Consider the following 20331-nt stretch of genomic DNA (forward strand, 5'->3'; position numbering starts at 1 on the left):
TGGCGTGGCCTTCGCTGGTGACGGGTCGGGACGGGACGGGCGGATCGATTCTAGGCGGGCGCCCGGGCGTCGTCGGCCTCGCGGTCGGACGCGGCGGCCTCAGCGGAGCCCAGCTGGCCCACGATGGCGGCGGCGAGGGTCGGCCCGATCCCACGGATCGAGGAGATCTCGTCCGGCGTCGCCTGCTTGAGGCGCTTCACCGAGCCGAACTCCTTGAGGAGACGGGCCACCCTCGACGGCCCGAGCCCCGGGATCTCCGCGAGCTGCGTGGTGATGTCGCGCTTGCGGCGCTGGCGCTGGTGCGTGATGGCAAAGCGGTGCGCCTCGTCGCGGATGCGCTGGATGAGGAACAGCGCGTCGGAGTTGCGGGGCAGGATCACCGGGAAGTCGTCGTCCGGGAGCCAGATCTCCTCGAGGCGCTTGGCGATGCCGCAGAGCGCGACGTCGGTGACGCCGGCGTCGTCGAGCGCGCGCCGCGCGGCGGCGACCTGGGGCTGCCCGCCGTCGACGATGAGCAGGTTCGGCCGGTACGCGAAGCGCTTGCGCTCCTCGCCGACCTCGGCCACGGGCGCGAGCTCGTCGTCGAGACGGGCGAGCCGACGGCTCAGCGTCTGGTAGATGGACTCGGTGTCGTCGGTGGACTGCGGGATGTTGAAGCGCCGGTACTGGTCCTTGCGGGGCAGGCCGTCCTCGAAGACGACCATCGACGCCACGATGTTCGTGCCGGAGAGGTGCGAGACGTCGTAGCACTCCATCCGGAGCGGGGCGTCCGTCATGCCCAGCGCCTCCTGGATGTCGGCGAGGGCCGTGGACCGCGTGGCGAAGTCGGCGCTGCGCCGCGTCTTGTAGAGCATGAGGGACTGCTGGGCGTTGAGGGTGGCGGTCTGCATGAGGGCGGCCTTCTCGCCGCGCTGGGCCGTCCGCACCTGGACGCGGCCCCTCCCCCGGATCTCGCTGAGCACCGCCTCGAGGGCGTCGTTGTCGTCGGGCACCGTGGTGACGACGATCTCCCGCGGGACCTCGGCGCCCGCGGTGTACCGGCCCTGGAGCACCTGCTCGACGAGGTCGCCCGTCGAGATGTCGATCTCCTTGTCGACGACCCACCCGCGGGATCCGCGGATGCGGCCGCCGCGCACGGTGAACAGCTGGACCGCCGCCGCCAGCTCGTCCTCGACGAGCGCGTAGAGGTCGAGGTCGACGGAGTCGCGGAGGACCACGGCGGACTTGTCGAGGACGGCCTCGAGGGCCTGCACCTGGTCGCGGTAGCGGGCGGCGTCCTCGTAGCGCTGCTCGAGGGCCGCCGTCTTCATGGCCTTCTGCTTGTCGGCGATGACCTTCTTGTCGTAGCTGCCCATGAACCGGACGAACTCGTCGACGACGACCCGGTGCTCCTCGATGGTGACCTTGTGCGAGCACGGCCCGCCGCAGCGCCCGATCTGCCCGGGGAAGCAGGGCTTGCCGGTCTCCATCGCCTTCTTGTAGCTGCTGTCGGAGCACGTCCTGATCGGGAACACCTTGATCATCTGGTCGATGGTGTCGTGCACGGCCCAGATCTTGGGGTACGGGCCGAAGTACTTGGCGCCCTTGATCTTGGGGTTGCGCGTGACCATCACCCGCGGTGCCTCGTCGCCGAGCGTGACGGCCATGAACGGGTAGGTCTTGTCGTCGCGGAACTTGACGTTGAAGGGCGGGTCGAATTCCTTGATCCAGGTGTACTCGAGCTGGAGGGCCTCGATGTCGCTGCCGACGACCGTCCACTCGACGCTCCGCGCGGTGAGGACCATGCGCCGCGTCCGCTCGTGCAGGGTCGGCAGCGGGGCGAAGTAGTTGCTCAGCCGGGCCCGGAGGTTCTTCGCCTTGCCGACGTAGAGGACCCGACCGCGCTCGTCGCGCCAGCGGTAGACGCCGGGGTCGGTCGGGATCTCGCGTGCCGGAGGTCGCCAGGAGACGGTGTTGCTCATCGAGCCTCGACGGCCTCCCGCCGCCGGGTGCCCGCCGCGCCGGCGCCCTTCTTCTTGCGGGCGGCCGCCGGACCGGGCGCCGCGTGTCCGGACTCGAGGATCTCGGCCAGGAACACGCCGGTGTGGCTCTCGGGCACCGTGGCGAGGTGCTCGGGCGTCCCCGTCGCGAGGACGGTGCCTCCCCCGGCGCCGCCCTCGGGCCCCATGTCGATCAGCCAGTCGGCCGACTTGATGACGTCGAGGTTGTGCTCGATGGTGATGACCGTGTTGCCCTTGTCGACGAGGCCGTCGAGGACGAGGAGGAGCTTGCGGACGTCCTCGAAGTGGAGGCCCGTCGTCGGCTCGTCGAGCACGTAGACGCTGCGCCCGTTCGAGCGCTTCTGCAGCTCGGTGGCCAGCTTGACGCGCTGGGCCTCGCCGCCGCTCAGCGTGGTCGCGCTCTGCCCGAGCCGCACGTAGCCGAGGCCGACGTCGACGAGGGTCTTCATGTATCGCGAGATCGCGGAGATCGGCTCGAAGAAGTCGGCCGCCTCGCTGATCGGCATGTCGAGCACCTCGGAGATGTTCTTGCCCTTGTAGTGCACGGCCAGCGTGTCGCGGTTGTAGCGCGCGCCGCCGCACACCTCGCAGGCGACGTAGACGTCGGGCAGGAAGTTCATCTCGATCTTGATGGTGCCGTCGCCCGCGCAGTTCTCGCAGCGACCGCCCTTGACGTTGAAGCTGAACCGGCCCGGCAGGTAGCCGCGCGCCTTGGCCTCGACGGTCTCGGCGAACAGGTTGCGGATGCGGTCGAAGACGCCCGTGTACGTGGCCGGGTTGGACCGCGGCGTGCGGCCGATGGGGGCCTGGTCGACGTGGACGACCTTGTCGAGGTGCTCGAGGCCCGTGACGCGGAGGTGCTTGCCAGGGATCTGCCGCGCCCCGTTGAGCTTGTTGGCCATCACCTTGTACAGGATGTCGTTGACGAGCGACGACTTGCCCGACCCGCTGACGCCCGTGACCGCGACGAAGACGCCGAGGGGGAAGTCGACGGTCACGTCGCGCAGGTTGTTCGCCTTCGCGCCGACCACGGAGACGACCCGGCCGCGGTCGACCGGCCGCCGGGTGGTCGGCGTCGCGATGGACCGCCGCCCGGCCAGGTAGTCGCCGGTGTACGACTCGGTGTTGGCCAAGAGGTCTTCGTAGCTGCCCGAGTGGACGACCTTGCCGCCGTTCACGCCGGCGCCCGGTCCGATGTCGACCACCCAGTCGGCGGTCTTGATGGTGTCCTCGTCGTGCTCGACGACGATGAGCGTGTTGCCGAGGTCGCGCAGCTTGACGAGGGTGTCGATCAGCCGTCGGTTGTCGCGCTGGTGCAGACCGATGCTGGGCTCGTCGAGGACGTAGAGCACGCCGGTCAGACCGGACCCGATCTGCGTGGCGAGCCGGATGCGCTGGGCCTCGCCGCCCGAGAGCGAACCGGCCGCCCGTCCGAGGGACAGGTAGGTGAGCCCGACCTCGAGCAGGAACTCGAGGCGCACGCGGATCTCGCGCAGCACCTGCGCGGCGATCCGCGCCTGACGCGGGGTCAGCGTCAGCCCGTCCATGAAGGCGAAGGCGTCGCTCAGGCTGAGCTCGGCGACGTCGGCGATGCTTCGGTCCGCGACCGTGACCGCCAGGACCTCGGGCTTGAGCCTCTTGCCGTCGCAGACGGAGCAGGGGATCTCGCGGAGGTACTCGGAGTAGCGCTGGCGCTGGGTGTCGGTCTCGGCCTCGGCGTACTTGCGCTCGATGTAGGGCATGACGCCCTCGAAGCCCGTCGAGTACTTCATCTCGCGGCCGAACCGGTTGCGCCACTTGACGGTGACCTCGAAGTCGTTGCCCTGAAGGACGGCCTGCTGGATGCGGGCGGGCAGGTCGCGCCACGGCGTCCTGAGGCTGAAGTCCAGATCGGCCGCGAGGCCCTCGAGCAGCTTCTGGAAGTAGTTGTAGAGCCCCTTGCCGGAGTTCGTCCACGGCAGGATGACGCCCTCGGACAGGCTGAGGTCGGGGTCGCCGAGCACGAGGTCGGTGTCGACGGACATGCGGGTGCCGAGCCCGGAGCACTCGGGGCACGCGCCGAACGGGGCGTTGAACGAGAAGGTCCGCGGCTCGATCTCCGTCAGCTGGACGGGGTGGCCGTTGGGGCAGGAGAGCTTCTCGGAGAACGTGCGGTACTTGCCGGCCGCGCCGGCGTCGGTGTCGACGAAGTCGACCGTGACGAGGCCGTCCGTCAGCCGGAGGGCGGTCTCGAGCGAGTCGGTGAGGCGCGTCAGGCCGTCGTCGGACGCCACGAGGCGGTCGACGACGACGGAGATGTCGTGCTTGACCTGCTTCTTGAGCTTGGGAGGCGAGCTCAGCTGGATCTGTTCGCCGTCGACGATGGCGCGTGAGTAGCCGCTCGACGCGAGCTCGGCGAAGAGGTCGACGAACTCGCCCTTCTTCTGCGAGACGACGGGGCTCAGCACCTGGAACCGGGTGCCCGACTCGAGGGTCATCAGCTGGTCGGCGATCTGCTGCACCGTCTGGCGGCTGATCACCTCGCCGCACACGGCGCAGTGCGCGGTGCCGATGCGGGCCCAGAGCAGGCGCATGTAGTCGTAGATCTCGGTGATCGTGCCCACGGTCGACCGCGGGTTGCGGTTCGTGGACTTCTGGTCGATCGACACCGCGGGGCTGAGGCCCTCGATGAAGTCGACGTCGGGCCGGTCGACCTGCCCGAGGAACTGCCGGGCGTAGGCGGACAGCGACTCGACGTAGCGCCGCTGCCCCTCGGCGAAGATCGTGTCGAAGGCCAGGGACGACTTGCCCGAGCCGGAGAGGCCGGTGAAGACGACCATCGAGTCGCGGGGGATCTCGAGGTCGACGTTGTCGAGGTTGTGGACACGGGCACCCCGGACGCTGAGCACGGAGGAACCTTCTACAGGTGAGATTGACACTCTTGCCATTCTACGGAGGCCTCCGACATCGAGGTCGGGCAGACGACGAGGTCGGAGGAAGCGTCCGCGCGCTAGAGGACGGGTTCGGTGGTGGTGAGGTCGGCGGAGACGGTCCACAGCCGCTCGGCCGCGGAGCGGTCGCGGGCGTGCGGCTTGGCCGCGACGACGGCCGGGGCGCCGGTCAGCTGGAACCATCCGGCCGGGCCCCAGTATTCCCCGCCCTGCACGGCGCCGTCGACCGTGGCGTGGACGAGCGGCTCGGCACCGGCCTCCTTGCCCTGCGAGAAGGTGTGGAGGGCCGAGGTGACGACGGCGGGCGGGCGGCGCGGCTCGACGACCGGAGGTCGGGGGTCGCTGAGCGACTCGAGGGACAGGCCCGGGTGGGCGACGACGCTGCGGACGGACGACCCTGCCGCCCGCAGCCGACGGTCGAGCTCGAAGCCGAAGGTCATGACGGCCAGCTTCGACCGCGCGTAGGCGACCGCGCCGGAGTAGCTCGCCACCATCATGGGGTCGTCGAGGTCGAGCCGGACGAATCGGTGGCTGATGCTGCCGAGGTGGACGACGCGGCCGCCAGGGGCGGCGGCGAGGGCCGGGAGCAGGTGCGAGACGAGGGCGAAGTGGCCCAGGTGGTTCGTGCCGAACTGGAGCTCGAAGCCGTCGGCGGTCGTCTGCCGCCGTCGCGAGCCGACGACCCCGGCGTTGAGGAGCACCGCGTCGACGCCCCCTGCCGCGGTGAGCGCGTCGGCGCCCGACCGGACCGAGGACAGGTCGGCGAGGTCGAGATCAACGGTGGAGACGTCGGCGCCGGCCACGCGGTCGCGCACGGCGTCCGCAGCCCGGACCGCGCGCTCGGGGCTGCGGGCCGCGATGACGACCTGATGGCCGAGCGAGGCGATGCGCTCGGCCGCGTAGTAGCCCAGCCCTGCGGTGGCGCCGGTGACGACGACCCGCAGCCGACGATCAGCGGGCATGGCCGGCGGCCTCCATCTGGCGCAGGTCCTTCTTGAGGTCGGCGACCTCGTCACGCAGTCGACCGGCGAGCTCGAACTTGAGCTCGGCAGCGGCCTGGAGCATCTGCTCGTTCAGGTCGGCGATGATCGACTCGAGGCCGTTCGCCGCGGCGGCGGCCTTGCCCTCGCGACGGAGGTTGGGCGTGGGCGCCCGCTTGCCGCCCTGACGGCCGGCCAGGAGCTCGGCCGTGTCGGCGCCCTCCCGGGCGAGGACCTCGGTGATGTCCGCGATCTTCTTGCGGAGCGGCTGCGGGTCGATGCCGCGCTCGAGGTTGTACGCGACCTGCTTCTCGCGGCGACGGTCCGTCTCTTCGAGGGCGTTGCGCATGGAGTCGGTCATCACGTCGGCGTACATGTGCACCTGCCCGGAGACGTTGCGGGCTGCGCGCCCGATCGTCTGGATGAGCGACGTCGACGAGCGGAGGAACCCCTCTTTGTCGGCGTCGAGGATGGCGACCAGGGAGACCTCGGGCAGGTCGAGGCCCTCGCGGAGCAGGTTGATGCCCACGAGCACGTCGTAGACGCCCTGCCGGAGCTCGGTCAGCAGCTCGACCCGGCGGAGGGTGTCGACGTCGGAGTGGAGGTAGCGGACGCGCACACCGGCCTCGGTCAGGAAGTCGGTCAGCTCTTCGGCCATCTTCTTGGTCAGGGTGGTCACGAGCACCCGCTCGTCCTTCTCGACGCGGACGCGGATCTCGTCGAGCAGGTCGTCGATCTGGCCCTCGGAGGGCTTGACGACGATCTCGGGGTCGACGAGGCCGGTCGGACGGATGATCTGCTCGACGACGCTGTCCGTGATGCCGAGCTCGTACTTGCCGGGGGTCGCCGACAGGTAGACCTTCTGGCCGACCCTGTTCAGGAACTCCTCGAACTTCAGCGGCCGGTTGTCGAGGGCGCTGGGCAGGCGGAAGCCGTGGTCGACGAGGGTGCGCTTGCGGGAGGCGTCGCCCTCGTACATCGCCCCGATCTGCGGCACGGTCACGTGGGACTCGTCGATGACGACGAGGAAGTCGTCGGCGAAGTAGTCGAGGAGGCAGTGCGGCGCCTCGCCGGGCCCCCGCCCGTCGATGTGGGCCGAGTAGTTCTCGATGCCGTTGCAGAAGCCGATCTGCTCCATCATCTCGAGGTCGAACGTGGTGCGCATGCGGAGCCGCTGGGACTCGAGCAGCTTGCCCTGCCGGTCGAGCTCGTCGAGCCGCGTGGCGAGCTCCTCCTTGATGGTGCCGATGGCGCGGTGCATCACGTCGGTGCCGGCGACGTAGTGCGACCCGGGGAACACGGAGACCGCGTCCATCGTGCGGACCACGTCTCCCGTCAGCGGGTGGAGGGCGTAGAGCGCCTCGATCTCGTCGCCGAACATCTCGATGCGGATGGCGAGCTCTTCGTACATCGGGATGATCTCGATGGTGTCGCCCCGCACGCGGAAGTTGCCGCGCGAGAAGTCGATGTCGTTGCGCTGGTACTGCATCGAGACGAAGCGGCGGATCAGGGTCTCACGGTCGATGCGCATGCCCACCTGCAGGGCGATCATGGCCTGCATGTAGCCCTCGGGGGTGCCCAGTCCGTAGATGCACGAGACCGTCGAGACGACGATGACGTCGCGACGGCTGAGGAGGGAGTTGGTGGTGGAGTGTCGCAGGCGCTCGACCTCGGCGTTGATCGAGCTGTCCTTCTCGATGAAGGTGTCGGTCTGCGGGACGTAGGCCTCTGGCTGGTAGTAGTCGTAGTACGAGACGAAGTACTCGACGGCGTTGTGGGGGAACATCTCGCGGAACTCGTTGGCCAGCTGGGCCGCGAGCGTCTTGTTGTGGGCGAGCACGAGGGTCGGGCGCTGGACCTGCTCGACGAGCCAGGCGGTCGTCGCGGACTTGCCGGTGCCGGTCGCGCCGAGCAGCACGACGTCGGTCTCGCCCGCGTTGATGCGCCCGGCGAGCTCGGCGATGGCCGCGGGCTGGTCGCCGCTGGGCTCGTACTCGCTGACGACTTCGAAGGGGCGGACGCTGCGGGTCGGTTCCATGTCGTCGAGTCTAGGAGCGACCCCTGACACTCTCCCCCGGCGAGCCCGCCGCCTTCGCCGCTGACAGCGAACGCAGCACCTCCCAGACCTCGTCGGCCCTCTCGAGCGTCGCCTCGAGCGAGCCCGAGGAGTCGACGACGAGGTCCGCCACGGCCAGGCGGGCGTCGTCGTCGGCCTGCGCGTCCACCCGCCGGACGGCCTCGTCGCGGGTCATCCCCCGCAGCCGGACGAGGCGGTCGACGCGCACCTCCCGGGGCGCGTGGACGACGACGACCACGTCGAACTCCCCCGCTCCCCGGGTCTCGACGAGCAGGGGGACGTCGTAGACGACGACGCGGGCGGGGTCGTCGGCCACCGCCTCCTCCATGCGACGGCGGGAGAGCTCCCGGACGGCAGGGTGCGTGATGGCCTCGAGGTCACGGCGTGCGGCCGGGTCGGAGAAGACCACGGCGCCGAGGGCCGGTCGGTCGAGCTCGCCGGCGGCCGTGAGCACGCCGTCGCCGAAGCGACGGCGGACCGCCTCGAGGCCCGGCGTGCCGAGCGCCACGACCTCGCGCGCCAGTCGGTCGGCGTCGACGTGGGCCGCGCCCCTCTCGGCCAGTCGACGGGACACGACGCTCTTGCCGGCGGCGATGCCGCCGGTCAGGCCACAGACGAACATGCGTCGAGGCTACCCGCCGCCGTGGACGGAGGGCCCCTCCTGACGGAGCCCGGGAACGCCGAACGGCGGCCCCTTCGAGGAAGGGACCGCCGTTCGGAGGGCGCGGCACCAGGGTGCCGACGACCTAGTTGCTGCTGGAGAGCTTCTCGCGCAGAGCCGCGAGCGACTCGTCGTCGGCGAGGGTGCCGGCGCCGGCGGTCTCGCTCGAGAAGGTCGAGCCCGACGGAGCCTCGAAGGAGGCCTCTTCGGTGAGGGACGCAGCGACCTGCTTCTTGTGCGCCTCCCAGCGAGCCTGGGCGGCAGCGTAGTCCTGCTCCCACTTCTCGCGCTGCGAGTCGAAGCCCTCGCGCCACTCGTTGGTCTCCGGGTCGAAGCCCTCGGGGTACTTGTAGTTGCCCTGGTCGTCGTACTCGGTGAGCATGCCGTAGAGCGCCGGGTCGAACTCGGTGCCCTCGGGGTCCACGCCCTCGTTGGCCTGCTTGAGGCTCAGCGAGATGCGGCGACGGTCGAGGTCGATGTCGATGACCTTGACGAACACCTCGTCGCCGACGGCGACGACCTGCTCGGCCAGCTCGACGTGCTTCGCCGACAGCTCGGAGATGTGCACGAGGCCCTCGATGCCGTCCGCGACGCGGACGAACGCGCCGAAGGGGACGAGCTTCGTGACCTTGCCCGGCGCGACCTGACCGATCGCGTGGGTACGGGCGAAGACCTGCCACGGGTCCTCCTGGGTGGCCTTGAGCGAGAGCGACACGCGCTCACGGTCGAGGTCGACCTCGAGGATCTCGACGGTGACTTCCTGACCGACCTCGACGACCTCGCTGGCGTGCTCGATGTGCTTCCAGCTGAGCTCGGAGACGTGCACGAGGCCGTCCACGCCGCCGAGGTCGACGAAGGCGCCGAAGTTGACGATCGAGGAGACGACGCCCTTGCGGACCTGGCCCTTGTGCAGGTTGTTGAGGAAGGTGGTGCGGCTCTCGGACTGCGTCTGCTCGAGGAGCGCACGGCGCGACAGGACCACGTTGTTGCGGTTCTTGTCGAGCTCGAGGATCTTGGCCTCGATCTCCTGGCCCAGGTAGGGCGTGAGGTCGCGGACGCGGCGCAGCTCGATGAGCGACGCGGGCAGGAAGCCACGGAGGCCGATGTCGACGATGAGGCCGCCCTTGACGACCTCGATGACCGTTCCGGTGACGACGCCGTCGGCGTCCTTGATCTTCTCCACGTCGCCCCAGGCACGCTCGTACTGGGCGCGCTTCTTGGACAGGATCAGACGGCCTTCCTTGTCCTCCTTCTGGAGGACGAGGGCCTCGACCGTGTCGCCGACCTCGACGACCTCGGTGGGGTCGACGTCGTGCTTGATCGAGAGCTCGCGCGAGGGGATGACGCCCTCGGTCTTGTAGCCGACGTCGAGGAGGACCTCGTCGCGGTCGATCTTCACGACGGTGCCCTCGATGAGGTCGCCGTCGTTGAAGAACTTCAGGGTCTTCTCGACCGCGGCCAGGAAGTCATCAGCGGATCCGATGTCGTTGATGGCGACCTGCTTGGGTGCCTTGGTCGTTACGGTTGTCATGTAGTTAGTGCTCCAGTGAAAGCATGTATCGGGCCGTGGTCGTCCGGAGGGCGGGCCTTCTCGGGGGTGTCGACCGCGGCGTGCGGACAGAACGGCGCAGATAGCGCTGGTACATAGTACCCACGCACCGGGCCCCCGGGCAACGATCAGGAGAGCAGGGCGCGGCGCAGCGTGTCGAGCCCGACTCCCCCGAGCTGGAGCGCCTCGCGGTGGAACGCCCTGAGGTCGAAGTCCGCCCCCTCGCGACGGCTGCGCTCGGCCCTGAGCTCCTCCCAGATGCGCTGCCCGACCTTGTAGGACGGCGCCTGGCCCGGCCAGCCGAGGTAGCGGTCCACCTCGAAGCGCACGAACTCGTCGTCCATGTTCACGTTGGCCCGCATGAACGGCAGGGCGTTGGCGTGGCTCCACGTCTCGGTCGAGCCCGGGAACCTCTTGCCCAGGTGGACGCCGATGTCGAGCACCACCCTGGCGGCGCGCATGCGCTGGCCGTCCAGCATGCCGAGACGGTCGCCCGGGTCGGAGAGCCAGCCGAGCTCGTCCATGAGCCGCTCGGCGTAGAGGGCCCACCCCTCGGCGTGCCCCGACGTCCCGGCCAGCTGTCGGCGCCACGTGTTGAGCAGGGCGCTGTTGTAGACGGCCTGTCCGAGCTGGAGGTGGTGCCCCGGCACCCCCTCGTGGAACACCGTCGTCGTCTCGCGCCACGTCCCGAACCGGGTGACCCCCTCGGGCACGGACCACCACATGCGCCCGGGGCGCGAGAAGTCGTCGCTGGGGCTCGTGTAGTAGATGCCGCCGTCCTTCGTCGGGGCGATCCGGCACTCGAGGCGGCGGACGGGCTCCGGCACGTCGAAGTGCGTCCCCGCCAGCTCGGCCACGGCCCGGTCGCTGAGCTGCTGCATCCACCGCTGCAGGGCGTCGGTGCCCTCGAGCTGTCGCGCGGGGTCGGCGTCGAGGACGGCGATGGCGCGCGCGACGTCAGCGCCCGGCTCGATCTGACGGGCCACCGCCTCCTGCTCGCTCGTCATGCGCGCGAGCTCGTCCAGGCCCCACTCGTAGGTCTCGTCGAGGTCGATCGTCGCGCCCAGGAACCGCCGCGAGTGCAGGGCGTAGGCGTCGCGCCCGACGCCGTCCTCGGCGGCCGCGGCGGGCAGGAGCTCGTCGAGCAGGAACCGCCGCGTCGCCAGGTAGCCCTCGCCGGCCGAGGAGGCGCCCCTCGCCAGGTCGGACGCCAGCGCCTCGGAGGGGGCCGACCCGTCGGCGAGGCGGGCCCCGGACGCGAGCTCGGCGAAGAACCCGTCGGGAGCCCCGATGCGGGCGCACTGCTCGGCGACGGCCTCGACCTGACGTCGGGCGGGGACGACGCCCTGCGCGATGCCCTCGCGGAGCGTCTCGACGAGCCCGTCCAGGGCACGGTCCACCCGGCCGAGCCGGGAGGCCACGTGCGTCCAGTCCTGTTCGGTGTCCGTGGGCATGAGGTCGTAGACGTCGCGGATCTCCTGCACCGGCGAGGCCAGCACGCTCAGGTCGCGCAGCTCGAGCCGCTGCTCGGCGTGCTCGAGGTCGAGCCGGAGCTCGGCGCCGAGGTCGTCCTGCGTGACGCGGTCGACGTCGTCCGTCGGCCGGGCGGCCTCCAGCTCGGCGAGGACGCGCCGCACCGCCTCGACGCGGCGTTCGTGGCCGGCGGGCGAATAGTCGCCGTACTCGCCCGTGCGGCCCTCACGGCCGATCCACGTCGCGACGGTCGGGTCGAGGTCGACCATCTCGTCGACCCAGCGCTCGGCGATGCCGTCGATCGGGGTCTGCGGGCGGACGGGAGGCGTGGTGGGCTCGTCGGTCATGCACCGAGGCTAGCGAGGGCGTCGGGTGCGCGCCTCCCCTGCCTGCCCGGACCGGCAGACGAGGGCCGGTCCCGCAGGCCGGGACGACGAACGGGGCGCCGCGTCGACCGGGGTCGACGCGGCGCCCCGCGGGACGGGACCGTGCTACTCGGCGTCGAGGTCGGTCTCGAGCAGCGTCGCGAGCTCGTCGAGGGCCGCGTCGGCGTTGTCGCCCTCGGTCGCGAGGACGACCTCGTCGCCGTGGCCGATGCCGAGCGAGAGCACGCCGAGGATGCTGGCGGCGTTGACGCTCTTGCCGGCGGGCGAGGTGAGCGTGACCTTCGCGCCGCTCTTGCCCGCTGCCTGGCTGAACAGCGAGGCGGGGCGCGCGTGCAGGCCGACGCTCGAGGCGATGGTGACGGTGCGTTCTGGCATTTCTTCTCCTTGGTCGGGACCGGTCTGGTCGGGGTGCGGGCCGGGGCCCGGGGCTGTGTCAGTCGTGCGCGTGCGGCTCGACGGTCACCTTGATGGCCTCGCCGCTGGCGATGGCCTCGAGGGCGTCGTGCAGGCGCTCGAGAGGGAAGCTGTGGGTGACGAGGTCGGCGACGACCACCTCGCCCGAGGCGATGAGCCGGAGGGCCTCGCGGTTGTGCGCCGGGCTCGACCCGTTCACGCCCACGACGGTCAGCTCACGGTAGTGCACGAGGTTCGAGTCGATGCTGATCATCGAGTCGCCGCGGGCCAGGCCCCCGAAGAGGCTGAGCCGCCCGCCCGGCGCGAGCAGGGCGAGCGCCCCCTCCTGGGCGGGGCGGGAGGCCGCGGCCGTGACGACGACGTCGACGCCGAGACCGCCGGAGGCGGCGCGGACCTGGTCGAGGACGCCCTGACGGTCCGTCCCCGCCTCCACCGCGATCGCCAGGTCGGGCCGGACCAGGGCGGCGGCCCGCTCGAGGCGCTCCGCGTTCGCGTCGAGGAGGAACACCTGCCGGGCTCCCCTCGCCCGGGCCAGCCGCACGTGCATGCAGCCGATCGGGCCGGAGCCGATCACGAGGACGCTGTCGCCCTCGCCGACCCGGGCGAGCTCCTGGCCGTTCAGGACGCAGGCGAGGGGCTCGACGAGCGATGCCTCGACGGACGTCACGTGGTCGGGGACGCGGTTGACGCCGTCGACGGCCAGGACGGCGGCGGGGACCACCATGTACTCGGCGAAGCCCCCGGGGTACTGGTAGCCGATGCTCGTCTGACGGGGGCACACGCTCGGTCGCCCGGCGAGGCACACCTCGCACGTGCCGCACGGGACCGCCGCGATGACCTGGACACGGTCGCCCGGGACCCAGCCGTCGACGTCCTCCCCGACCTCGACCACCGTCCCGGCGACCTCGTGGCCCATGACCTGCGGGCCCGTCATGTTGGGGTGGCCCGACCGGAGGATCTTGAGGTCGGTGCCGCAGGCGGAGCAGTTGTCGACACGGAGGAGCAGCTCACCGCGAGCGGCCCCGGGCGTCGTCACGTCGTCGAGACGCACGTCACCCGGGGCCCACCACTTCGCTGCTCTCACGCGGAGACCGTGCCGCCCGTCACTCGTCGTCGTCGGTCGACGCGAGCAGCTCGTACACCTCGGCGGTCGTCGTGGCGCCGCGCAGGGCGGCGGCCGCGTCCGGGTCCATGAGGATGCTGGCGAGCTGGCTGAGGATCGCGATGTGGCCGTTGCCGGCCGCGGCGATCCCCACGGCGACCGAGACCTCGTTGCCGTCCCAGTCGACCGGGGTCGGGAAGCGGAGCACGACGAGCGCGTCCTTCTTCACCGAGTCCTTGCCGGCGAGGGTGCCGTGCGGGATGGCCACGCCCTCGCCCACGTAGGTCGAGACCGAGTTCTCGCGCTCGAACATCGCGTCGACGTACGACTCGTCGATCGCGCCTGCCTCGATGAGCGCCTGGCCGGCGGCCCGGATGGCCTCGTCACGGCTGGCGGCCTTCTCGTCGAGGCGGATGGAGGACTCGGCGAGGAGAGCGGTCAGCTCGGGTGCCTGCTGGTCGGCCATCGTCAGACCTCGACCGTCGAGCCGTCCTGGATCGCCTTGACGACCTTGGCGACGGCGGGGTCGCCCATGAACAGCTGGAAGGGCACGACGGGGATGTTCGGCACGACGCCGCGGGCACGCTCGGCGAGGTTGTTCTGCGTGACGACCACGTCGGCGTCGGACGGGATGTCGGCGACGGGCGAGTGCTCGACGGTGACGCCGCTCTTCTTGAGCTGCTTCTTGAGGGTCGAGGCCAGCATCACGCTGCTGCCCATGCCCGCGTCGCACGCGACGATGAGCTTCTTGATCGAGGAACCGTCGAGGGTTGCCATGTCAGTCTCCTTGTGTCTCGGGGGTGGGGGGCCGACCGTGGTCGGCCCCCCGAGTCAATCAGTTGGACGCTGTGGGCGCGGCCGTGCCCTTGCTGGTCGCCTTGTTGGCCGCGGTGGCGGCCTGGGCGTCGGCGAGCTGGCGAGCGGCGTCGTCCTCGGCCGCGGCCTCGCGCTTCTCCTTGCGGCCGAAGCCCATGAGGAACGAGCAGACCACGAACGAGACGGCGGCGGACAGCAGGATGCCGACGAGGATCAGCGGGAAGTCGCCGGGGGCGGAGACCAGCGCGTAGGCGATGATGCTGCCGGGCGACGGGCTGGCGACCAGGCCGACGCCCGTGAGGAGGAAGAAGCCCACGCCCGTCGCGCCGCCGAGGACGGCGCCGATGAGGAGGATGGGCTTCATCAGCACGTACGGGAAGTAGATCTCGTGGATGCCGCCGAAGAACTGGACGATGATCGCCGCGGGCGCGGACGGACGGATGGCACGCGGTCCGAAGAACAGGAACGCGAGCAGGATGCCGAGGCCCGGACCGGGGTTCGACTCGAGCATGAAGAGGATCGACTTGCCCGAGTCCGCTGCCTGGTCGATGCCGAGCGGCGTGAGCACGCCCTGGTTGATGGCGTTGTTGAGGAACAGGATCTTCGCGGGCTCGATGAGCAGCGAGGCCAGCGGCAGCAGGCCGCGCTCGACCAGGAAGTCCACGCCGTTGCCGAGGATCGTCGTCAGGCCGGACGTCAGCGGCGCGATGCCGAAGTAGGCGCCGATGGCCATGGCCCCGCCGAAGATGCCGAGCGAGAAGTTGTTGACGAGCATCTCGAAGCCGGACTTGATGCGGCCGTCGAGGGCGCGGTCGAACTGCTTGAGCAGCAGCGCGGCCAGCGGGCCGACGATCATGGCGCCGAGGAACTGCGGCTTGTCGGTCGCGACGATGACGCCCATGACGGCGATCGAGGCGATGACGGCGCCGCGCTGCCCGTGGACCATGCGACCGCCGGTGTAGGCGATGAGGATCGGCAGCAGGTACAGGATGATCGGGTCGACCAGCGACGCGATCGTCTCGTTGGGGGTCCATCCGGTGGGGATGAACAGGGCCGTGATGAGGCCCCAGGCGATGAACGCGCCGATGTTCGGCATGACCATGCCGGCGAGGAAGCCGCCGAAGCGCTGGACGCGCGCGCGGGCACCGGTGCCGGTGACCGCGGGGGTGAATTCGGACATGAGAGCAGGTACTCCTTCGTACTCAGTGGTGAGTCTGGGTGAGGGGGGTGGGCAGGGACGTGGTGCGTCGGGTGGAGATCGAGGAGGCGGCGCCCGCGTCCCCGACGAGCGGGGCCGTCAGGTCGGGGTGCGCCACCAACGACGCCTCGGACGCGTCGAGGTCGTCGGGGCACGGGACGGTGGTGCCGGGCAGCCGGGTGGCGGCGGCACCCCAGGTGAGGGCGGCGAGGAGAGCGTCGCGAGGGGCGCCTCCTGCGGTCTCGCTCGCCAGGTAGCCGGCGAGGAAGCTGTCGCCGGCGCCGACGGTGCTGCGCGGCACGTCGACGCGGGAGGTGCCGACGACCACGCCGTCGGGACCCACGAGGACGCCGCCCTCGGCCCCGAGGCTCACCAGCACGGTCGGGACGCCGGCGGCACGGACGGCCTCGGCCGCGGAGACGACGTCGGCGAGGGTCGCGAGGGTGCGGCCTGCGAGCTCGGCCAGCTCGGCGAGGTTCGGCTTGAGGAGGTCGGGACGGGCCTCGACCGCCGCGGACAGGGCGTCGCCGCTGGTGTCGACCGCGAGCCGGGCACCGCTCCGCCGGACGTCGGCGACGAACCGGGCGAAGGTGGCGGTGCTGATCTCCGGCGGCAGGCTGCCCGACACGACGACCCACGTCGCCGCCTCGGCCGTCGCGCGGACGACGGCCGTGATCGCGGTCAGGTCGTCGTGCCCGAGCGCGAGCCCGGGCTCGTTCAGCTTGGTCACGGTGCCGCCGGGCTCGGCCACGGTGAGGTTCGAGCGCGTCCGGCCCGAGACGGGCACGTAGCGGGCGCTCACGCCGGCCGCGTCGAGGAGGGCGCTGAGCTCGGCGCCCTCGCGTCCGCCGACCGGCAGGACGGCGACGCTGTCCACGCCGTGCGCGGTCAGCGCGCGGGCGACGTTGACCCCCTTGCCTGCGGGCTCGAGGAGGGGCGCCCCCGTGCGCAGGACGTCGCCGCGGTCGAGGCGGTCGACCTCGACCGTGCGGTCGAGGCTGGGGTTGAGGGTGACGGTGACGATCACACGATCACCACCCGGGGGCCGGAGCGCTCGACGTCGTCGGCGAGGTCGGCGTCGACGCCGCTGTCGGTGACGACGGTGTCGACCTCGGACAGCGGGGCGACGCGGGCGAAGTCCTCGCGGCCGAACTTCGAGTGGTCGGTGAGGATGACGGTGCGCCGGGAGGCCGCCATGAGGGCCTTCTTGACCCGGGCCTCGGCGAGGTCGGGCGTGGTCAGGCCCCTCTCGGCCGAGAGGCCGTTCGTGCCCATGAAGGCGACGTCGGCGAAGACCTCGGCGATCTGCGTGCGCGTCCACTCCCCCACGGCGGCGAGCGTGCGACCGCGGACGACGCCCCCGAGGAGGTGCAGGGTCACGTTGGGCCGGGACACGAGCACGTTGGCCACGGGCAGCGAGTGCGTCACCACGGTGAGCTCACGGTCGACGGGCAGCAGCTCGGCGAACCGCACCGTGGTCGTGCCGGCGTCGACGATGATCGAGCCGCCGTCGGGCAGCTCGTCGAGGGCGGCTCGGGCGATGCGCTCCTTCTCGCCGGCGGCGGAGCTCTGTCGGTCGGCGACGTGCGGCTCGATGCCGAGGCGCTCGACCGCGATGGCACCGCCGTGCACCCGCCGGAGGACCCCGCGCCGCTCGAGCGCGGTCAGGTCGCGCCGCACCGTCTCGGGCGTGACCGACAGCTCACGGGCCAGCCCGGCGACCTCGACACGGCCGCGCGTGCGCGCCGAGTCCAGGATCTGCTGGTGGCGCTCGGGAGCGTACATGCGCGGAGACTCCGTCGTCAGTCGTGCGGCTCGCCCGGCCGCGAGGCCGGACGGGGAGAGCAGGGGGCGGGCAGTGCGGGAGATCGGGTGGTGCAGAACGGATGTTGTTCCGCGCTTATATAAGTCCGTTCCGTCCCGCCGGTCAAGTCGGGCGCGCGTGTCGCCCCCGTTCGTGCCCGTTCGGGGGTGGCGGACGCCGGCCCGCGTGCCCGTCCGTCTGCGTCCGGCGGTCAGGGCGCAGCGGTCAGTGCGCGGCGGTCAGTGCGCGGCGGCGTCCCAGCTCTCGCCGAGTCCGACGCTGACCTCGAGCGGCACGCGGAGGTCGGCGGCGCCGCTCATGCGGCGGCTCACGATGTCGCGGACGTCGTCCACCTCGCCGGGGGCGACCTCGACGATCATCTCGTCGTGCACCTGCAGCAGGACGCGACTGGCCATCTCGCGCTCGTCGAGCTCGCTGCGCACGCTGAGCATCGCCCGCTTCATGATGTCGGCGGCCGAGCCCTGGATGGGCGCGTTCAGCGCCGCCCGCTCGGCGTTCTCGCGGAGCACCCGGTTCGGCGACTTGAGATCGGCGAAGGGACGGCGACGGCCGAAGATGGTCTCGGTGTAGCCGTCCTCGCGCGCCTTCTCGACGACGTCGCGGAGGTACTGGCGGACCGCGCCGAACCGCTCGAAGTAGTCGGTCATCAGCTGCTTCGCCTCGGAGCTCTCGATGCGCAGCTGCTTCGACAGCCCGAACGCGCTGAGGCCGTAGGCGAGGCCGTAGGACATCGCCTTGACCTTGGTGCGCATCGCCGGGCTGACGTCGGCGGGCTCGACTCCGAAGATGCGGGCGCCCACGAACCGGTGCAGGTCCTCACCGACGTTGAACGCCTCGATGAGGCCGGCGTCGCCGGACAGGTGCGCCATGATGCGCATCTCGATCTGCGAGTAGTCGGCCGTCAGCAGCGTCTCGTACTCGGGGCCGTGGACGAACGCGGCGCGGATCTCGCGCCCCACCGCGGCCTTGACGGGGATGTTCTGCAGGTTCGGGTCGACGGACGAGATGCGGCCCGTCGTCGTGCCCGTCTGGTCGTACGTGGTGTGGATGCGCCCGTCGTCGGCGATCGACTTCTCGAGGGTGTCGATGATCTGACGGAGCTTGGTCGCGTCGCGGTGCTGCAGCAGCAGCCCGAGGAACGGGTGGGGATGCTTCTCCTGCAGGTCGGCCAGGGAGGCCGCGTCGGTGGAGAAGCCCGTCTTCGTCGCCCGCGTCCGCGGCATCTCGAGCTGGTCGAAGAGGACCTCCTGCAGCTGCTTCGGCGAGCCGAGGTTGACCTCGCGGCCGATCTCGGCGAAGGCGTCGGAGGCGAGCCCGGCCGCGGTCTCGCCGAGCCTGGTCGACAGCTCGGCCAGGGCGGGGCGCGCGGCGGCCACGCCCGTGAGCTCCATGTCGCCGAGCACGGGGACGAGCGGCAGCTCGAGGTCGACGAGCACCGACCGGGAGCCCTCGTCGAGCGCTTCCGTGAACGACTCGGAGAGCCGCAGCGTGTACCAGGCCTCCGTCGCGACCCCGACCTGCTCGTCGGCGGGGACGAGCTGGTTCGGGTCGGCCACGGGGAGGGTCTCGCCGAGCTGCTCGTAGACGAGGTCGGTCAGGGCGAACGACGTGCGGCCCGGTCGGAGCAGCCACGCGGCGACCCGCGTGTCGCCCACGATGCCCGTGAGCGCGAGGCCCGCCCGCGAGAGGGCCTTGTACGCGCGCTTGGCGTCGTGCAGCACCTTCGGGGAGTCGGCGTCGAGCCACGCCTCGAGGGCGACGTAGTCGCCGCGCCCGGTCGCCCAGGGGACGTAGGCCGACTCGTCGTGCGACGAGATGCCGAGGCCGACGACGCCGTCGGGGCCGTACTCGACGCTGAGGCCGACGGGCGACGCCGGGTCGGAGGCGTGCTTGCGCAGCCAGAACGCCAGCTCTTCGTCGACGAGGGTGCGCACGACGGGCAGGCCCTCGGGCGCGGCGACGACGGCGGCCTCGCCCGCCGCCTCGCCGGGCGCGGAGCCCCCGGCGTCGGCGAGCGTCAGCACGCGCTCGAGGAGGGTGCGGAACTGGAGCTTGTCGAACAGCTCGCGGACCGCGTCCTGGTCGACGGGGCGGCGCTCGAGGTCGCCGGGCGCGACCGGCAGCTCGACGTCGGTCACGAGGCGGTTGAGGCGACGGTTGCGGATCGCCCGCTCTTTCTGCTCGCGCAGGTTGCCGCCGACCACGCCCTTGATGTCGTCGGCGTGCGCGAGGACCTCGTCGAGGCTGCCGAACTGGGTGATCCACTTGACGGCCGTCTTCTCGCCGACCTTGTCGATGCCGATCAGGTTGTCGCTCGTCTCGCCGACGAGGGCGGCGATCTCGGGATACTGGTGGGGCTCGATGCCGTAGCGCTCGAAGACCTTGTCGCGGTCGTAGCGCGTGAGCTCGCTCACGCCCCTGGCCGACGGGTAGAGCAGCGTGACGTCGTCGTTCACCATCTGGATGGCGTCGCGGTCGCCCGACACGATCAGGACGCGGTAGCCGTCGGCCCGCCCCCGCACGGCCAGGGTCGCGAGGATGTCGTCGGCCTCGTAGTCCTCTTTGGTGATGGTCGTGATGCCCATCGCGTGGAGGGCCTCCTGCAGCAGGGGGATCTGCCCCACGAACTCGACCGGGGTCTCGGACCGCGTGCCCTTGTACTCGGGGTACTCGCGGGTGCGGAACGAGAACCGCGAGATGTCGAATGCGACGGCGAGGTGGGTCGGCTTCTCGTTCTTGACGAGGCTCAGCAGCATCGAGATGAAGCCGTGGATGGCGTTGGTGTGCTGCCCCTCCCGGTTCACGAAGCTGTCGACGGGCAGGGCGTAGAACGCCCGGAACGCGAGGGAATGGCCGTCGATGACCAGGAGGGTAGGCTTCGTTTCGTCCGACACCCCGTCAGCCTAGCGGGCGCCCCCGA

At 71.0% G+C, this 20331-nt stretch carries 15 protein-coding genes; all 15 read right to left on the minus strand.

The genetic code is table 11. From position 1 onward, the window contains the following. Window positions 1-50: 50 nt before the first annotated feature. The gene (gene uvrC, locus FHR78_RS00775) at window positions 51-1961 is read right to left on the minus strand and encodes an excinuclease ABC subunit UvrC (RefSeq protein WP_166758634.1); all 1911 of its coding nucleotides are present in this window, start codon (window positions 1959-1961) and stop codon (window positions 51-53) included. Next, complete coding sequence (uvrA, locus tag FHR78_RS00780; RefSeq protein ID WP_166758635.1) at window positions 1958-4927, minus strand: excinuclease ABC subunit UvrA; 2970 nt, start codon at window positions 4925-4927, stop codon at window positions 1958-1960. Before uvrA ends, uvrC begins: the two co-directional genes overlap by 4 nt. Before the next feature lie 62 nt (window positions 4928-4989). Then, window positions 4990-5892, minus strand: coding sequence for an SDR family NAD(P)-dependent oxidoreductase (locus tag FHR78_RS00785; protein WP_166758636.1), 903 nt, complete (start codon window positions 5890-5892; stop codon window positions 4990-4992). Continuing rightward, on the minus strand, window positions 5882-7948 hold the full coding sequence (gene uvrB, locus FHR78_RS00790; RefSeq protein WP_166758637.1) for an excinuclease ABC subunit UvrB: 2067 nt from the start codon (window positions 7946-7948) through the stop codon (window positions 5882-5884). The genes FHR78_RS00785 and uvrB overlap by 11 nt, the downstream gene beginning before the upstream one ends. A gap of 10 nt (window positions 7949-7958) precedes the next feature. Then, the gene (gene coaE / locus FHR78_RS00795; RefSeq protein ID WP_166758638.1) at window positions 7959-8609 is read right to left on the minus strand and encodes a dephospho-CoA kinase; all 651 of its coding nucleotides are present in this window, start codon (window positions 8607-8609) and stop codon (window positions 7959-7961) included. 124 nt (window positions 8610-8733) lie between these two features. Further along, window positions 8734-10179, minus strand: a complete 1446-nt coding sequence (gene rpsA / locus FHR78_RS00800; RefSeq protein WP_123354655.1) for a 30S ribosomal protein S1 — start codon at window positions 10177-10179, stop codon at window positions 8734-8736. Between the two features lie 146 nt (window positions 10180-10325). Next, window positions 10326-12017, minus strand: coding sequence for a DUF885 domain-containing protein (locus FHR78_RS00805; protein WP_166758639.1), 1692 nt, complete (start codon window positions 12015-12017; stop codon window positions 10326-10328). A gap of 144 nt (window positions 12018-12161) precedes the next feature. Then, on the minus strand, window positions 12162-12431 hold the full coding sequence (locus tag FHR78_RS00810; protein ID WP_166758640.1) for an HPr family phosphocarrier protein: 270 nt from the start codon (window positions 12429-12431) through the stop codon (window positions 12162-12164). Between the two features lie 58 nt (window positions 12432-12489). After that, on the minus strand, window positions 12490-13554 hold the full coding sequence (locus FHR78_RS00815; RefSeq protein WP_166758641.1) for an alcohol dehydrogenase catalytic domain-containing protein: 1065 nt from the start codon (window positions 13552-13554) through the stop codon (window positions 12490-12492). A 19-nt stretch (window positions 13555-13573) separates the two neighbouring features. After that, window positions 13574-14038 carry a PTS sugar transporter subunit IIA gene (locus FHR78_RS00820; RefSeq protein ID WP_166758642.1) on the minus strand — a complete coding sequence of 155 codons (465 nt, stop codon included), beginning with the start codon at window positions 14036-14038 and terminating at the stop codon, window positions 13574-13576. Window positions 14039-14040: 2 nt separating this feature from the next. Then, window positions 14041-14349, minus strand: a complete 309-nt coding sequence (locus FHR78_RS00825) for a PTS lactose transporter subunit IIB (protein ID WP_166758643.1) — start codon at window positions 14347-14349, stop codon at window positions 14041-14043. A gap of 58 nt (window positions 14350-14407) precedes the next feature. Further along, a complete protein-coding gene (locus tag FHR78_RS00830) occupies window positions 14408-15568 on the minus strand; it encodes a PTS mannitol transporter subunit IICB (RefSeq protein WP_166758644.1) in 1161 nt (386 codons plus the stop codon). A gap of 22 nt (window positions 15569-15590) precedes the next feature. Beyond that, the gene (locus FHR78_RS00835; protein ID WP_166758645.1) at window positions 15591-16613 is read right to left on the minus strand and encodes a hexose kinase; all 1023 of its coding nucleotides are present in this window, start codon (window positions 16611-16613) and stop codon (window positions 15591-15593) included. Then, a complete protein-coding gene (locus FHR78_RS00840; RefSeq protein WP_166758646.1) occupies window positions 16610-17371 on the minus strand; it encodes a DeoR/GlpR family DNA-binding transcription regulator in 762 nt (253 codons plus the stop codon). Before FHR78_RS00840 ends, FHR78_RS00835 begins: the two co-directional genes overlap by 4 nt. A gap of 258 nt (window positions 17372-17629) precedes the next feature. After that, window positions 17630-20305 (minus strand): DNA polymerase I, encoded by a 2676-nt coding sequence (gene polA / locus FHR78_RS00845; RefSeq protein WP_166758647.1) that lies wholly within the window; start codon window positions 20303-20305, stop codon window positions 17630-17632. Between the last annotated feature and the right edge of the window lie 26 nt (window positions 20306-20331).

The organism is Frigoribacterium faeni (assembly GCF_011761235.1).
Taxonomy (GTDB): domain Bacteria; phylum Actinomycetota; class Actinomycetes; order Actinomycetales; family Microbacteriaceae; genus Frigoribacterium; species Frigoribacterium faeni_A.

Bases quoted from the DNA above. Each gene is read 5' to 3' on its own strand.
- uvrC (WP_166758634.1), bottom strand. From the start codon at position 1,961: ATGAGCAACACCGTCTCCTGGCGACCTCCGGCACGCGAGATCCCGACC.
- uvrA (WP_166758635.1), bottom strand. From the start codon at position 4,927: ATGGCAAGAGTGTCAATCTCACCTGTAGAAGGTTCCTCCGTGCTCAGC.
- FHR78_RS00785 (WP_166758636.1), bottom strand. From the start codon at position 5,892: ATGCCCGCTGATCGTCGGCTGCGGGTCGTCGTCACCGGCGCCACCGCA.
- uvrB (WP_166758637.1), bottom strand. From the start codon at position 7,948: ATGGAACCGACCCGCAGCGTCCGCCCCTTCGAAGTCGTCAGCGAGTAC.
- coaE (WP_166758638.1), bottom strand. From the start codon at position 8,609: ATGTTCGTCTGTGGCCTGACCGGCGGCATCGCCGCCGGCAAGAGCGTC.
- rpsA (WP_123354655.1), bottom strand. From the start codon at position 10,179: ATGACAACCGTAACGACCAAGGCACCCAAGCAGGTCGCCATCAACGAC.
- FHR78_RS00805 (WP_166758639.1), bottom strand. From the start codon at position 12,017: ATGACCGACGAGCCCACCACGCCTCCCGTCCGCCCGCAGACCCCGATC.
- FHR78_RS00810 (WP_166758640.1), bottom strand. From the start codon at position 12,431: ATGCCAGAACGCACCGTCACCATCGCCTCGAGCGTCGGCCTGCACGCG.
- FHR78_RS00820 (WP_166758642.1), bottom strand. From the start codon at position 14,038: ATGGCCGACCAGCAGGCACCCGAGCTGACCGCTCTCCTCGCCGAGTCC.
- FHR78_RS00825 (WP_166758643.1), bottom strand. From the start codon at position 14,349: ATGGCAACCCTCGACGGTTCCTCGATCAAGAAGCTCATCGTCGCGTGC.
- FHR78_RS00830 (WP_166758644.1), bottom strand. From the start codon at position 15,568: ATGTCCGAATTCACCCCCGCGGTCACCGGCACCGGTGCCCGCGCGCGC.
- FHR78_RS00840 (WP_166758646.1), bottom strand. From the start codon at position 17,371: ATGTACGCTCCCGAGCGCCACCAGCAGATCCTGGACTCGGCGCGCACG.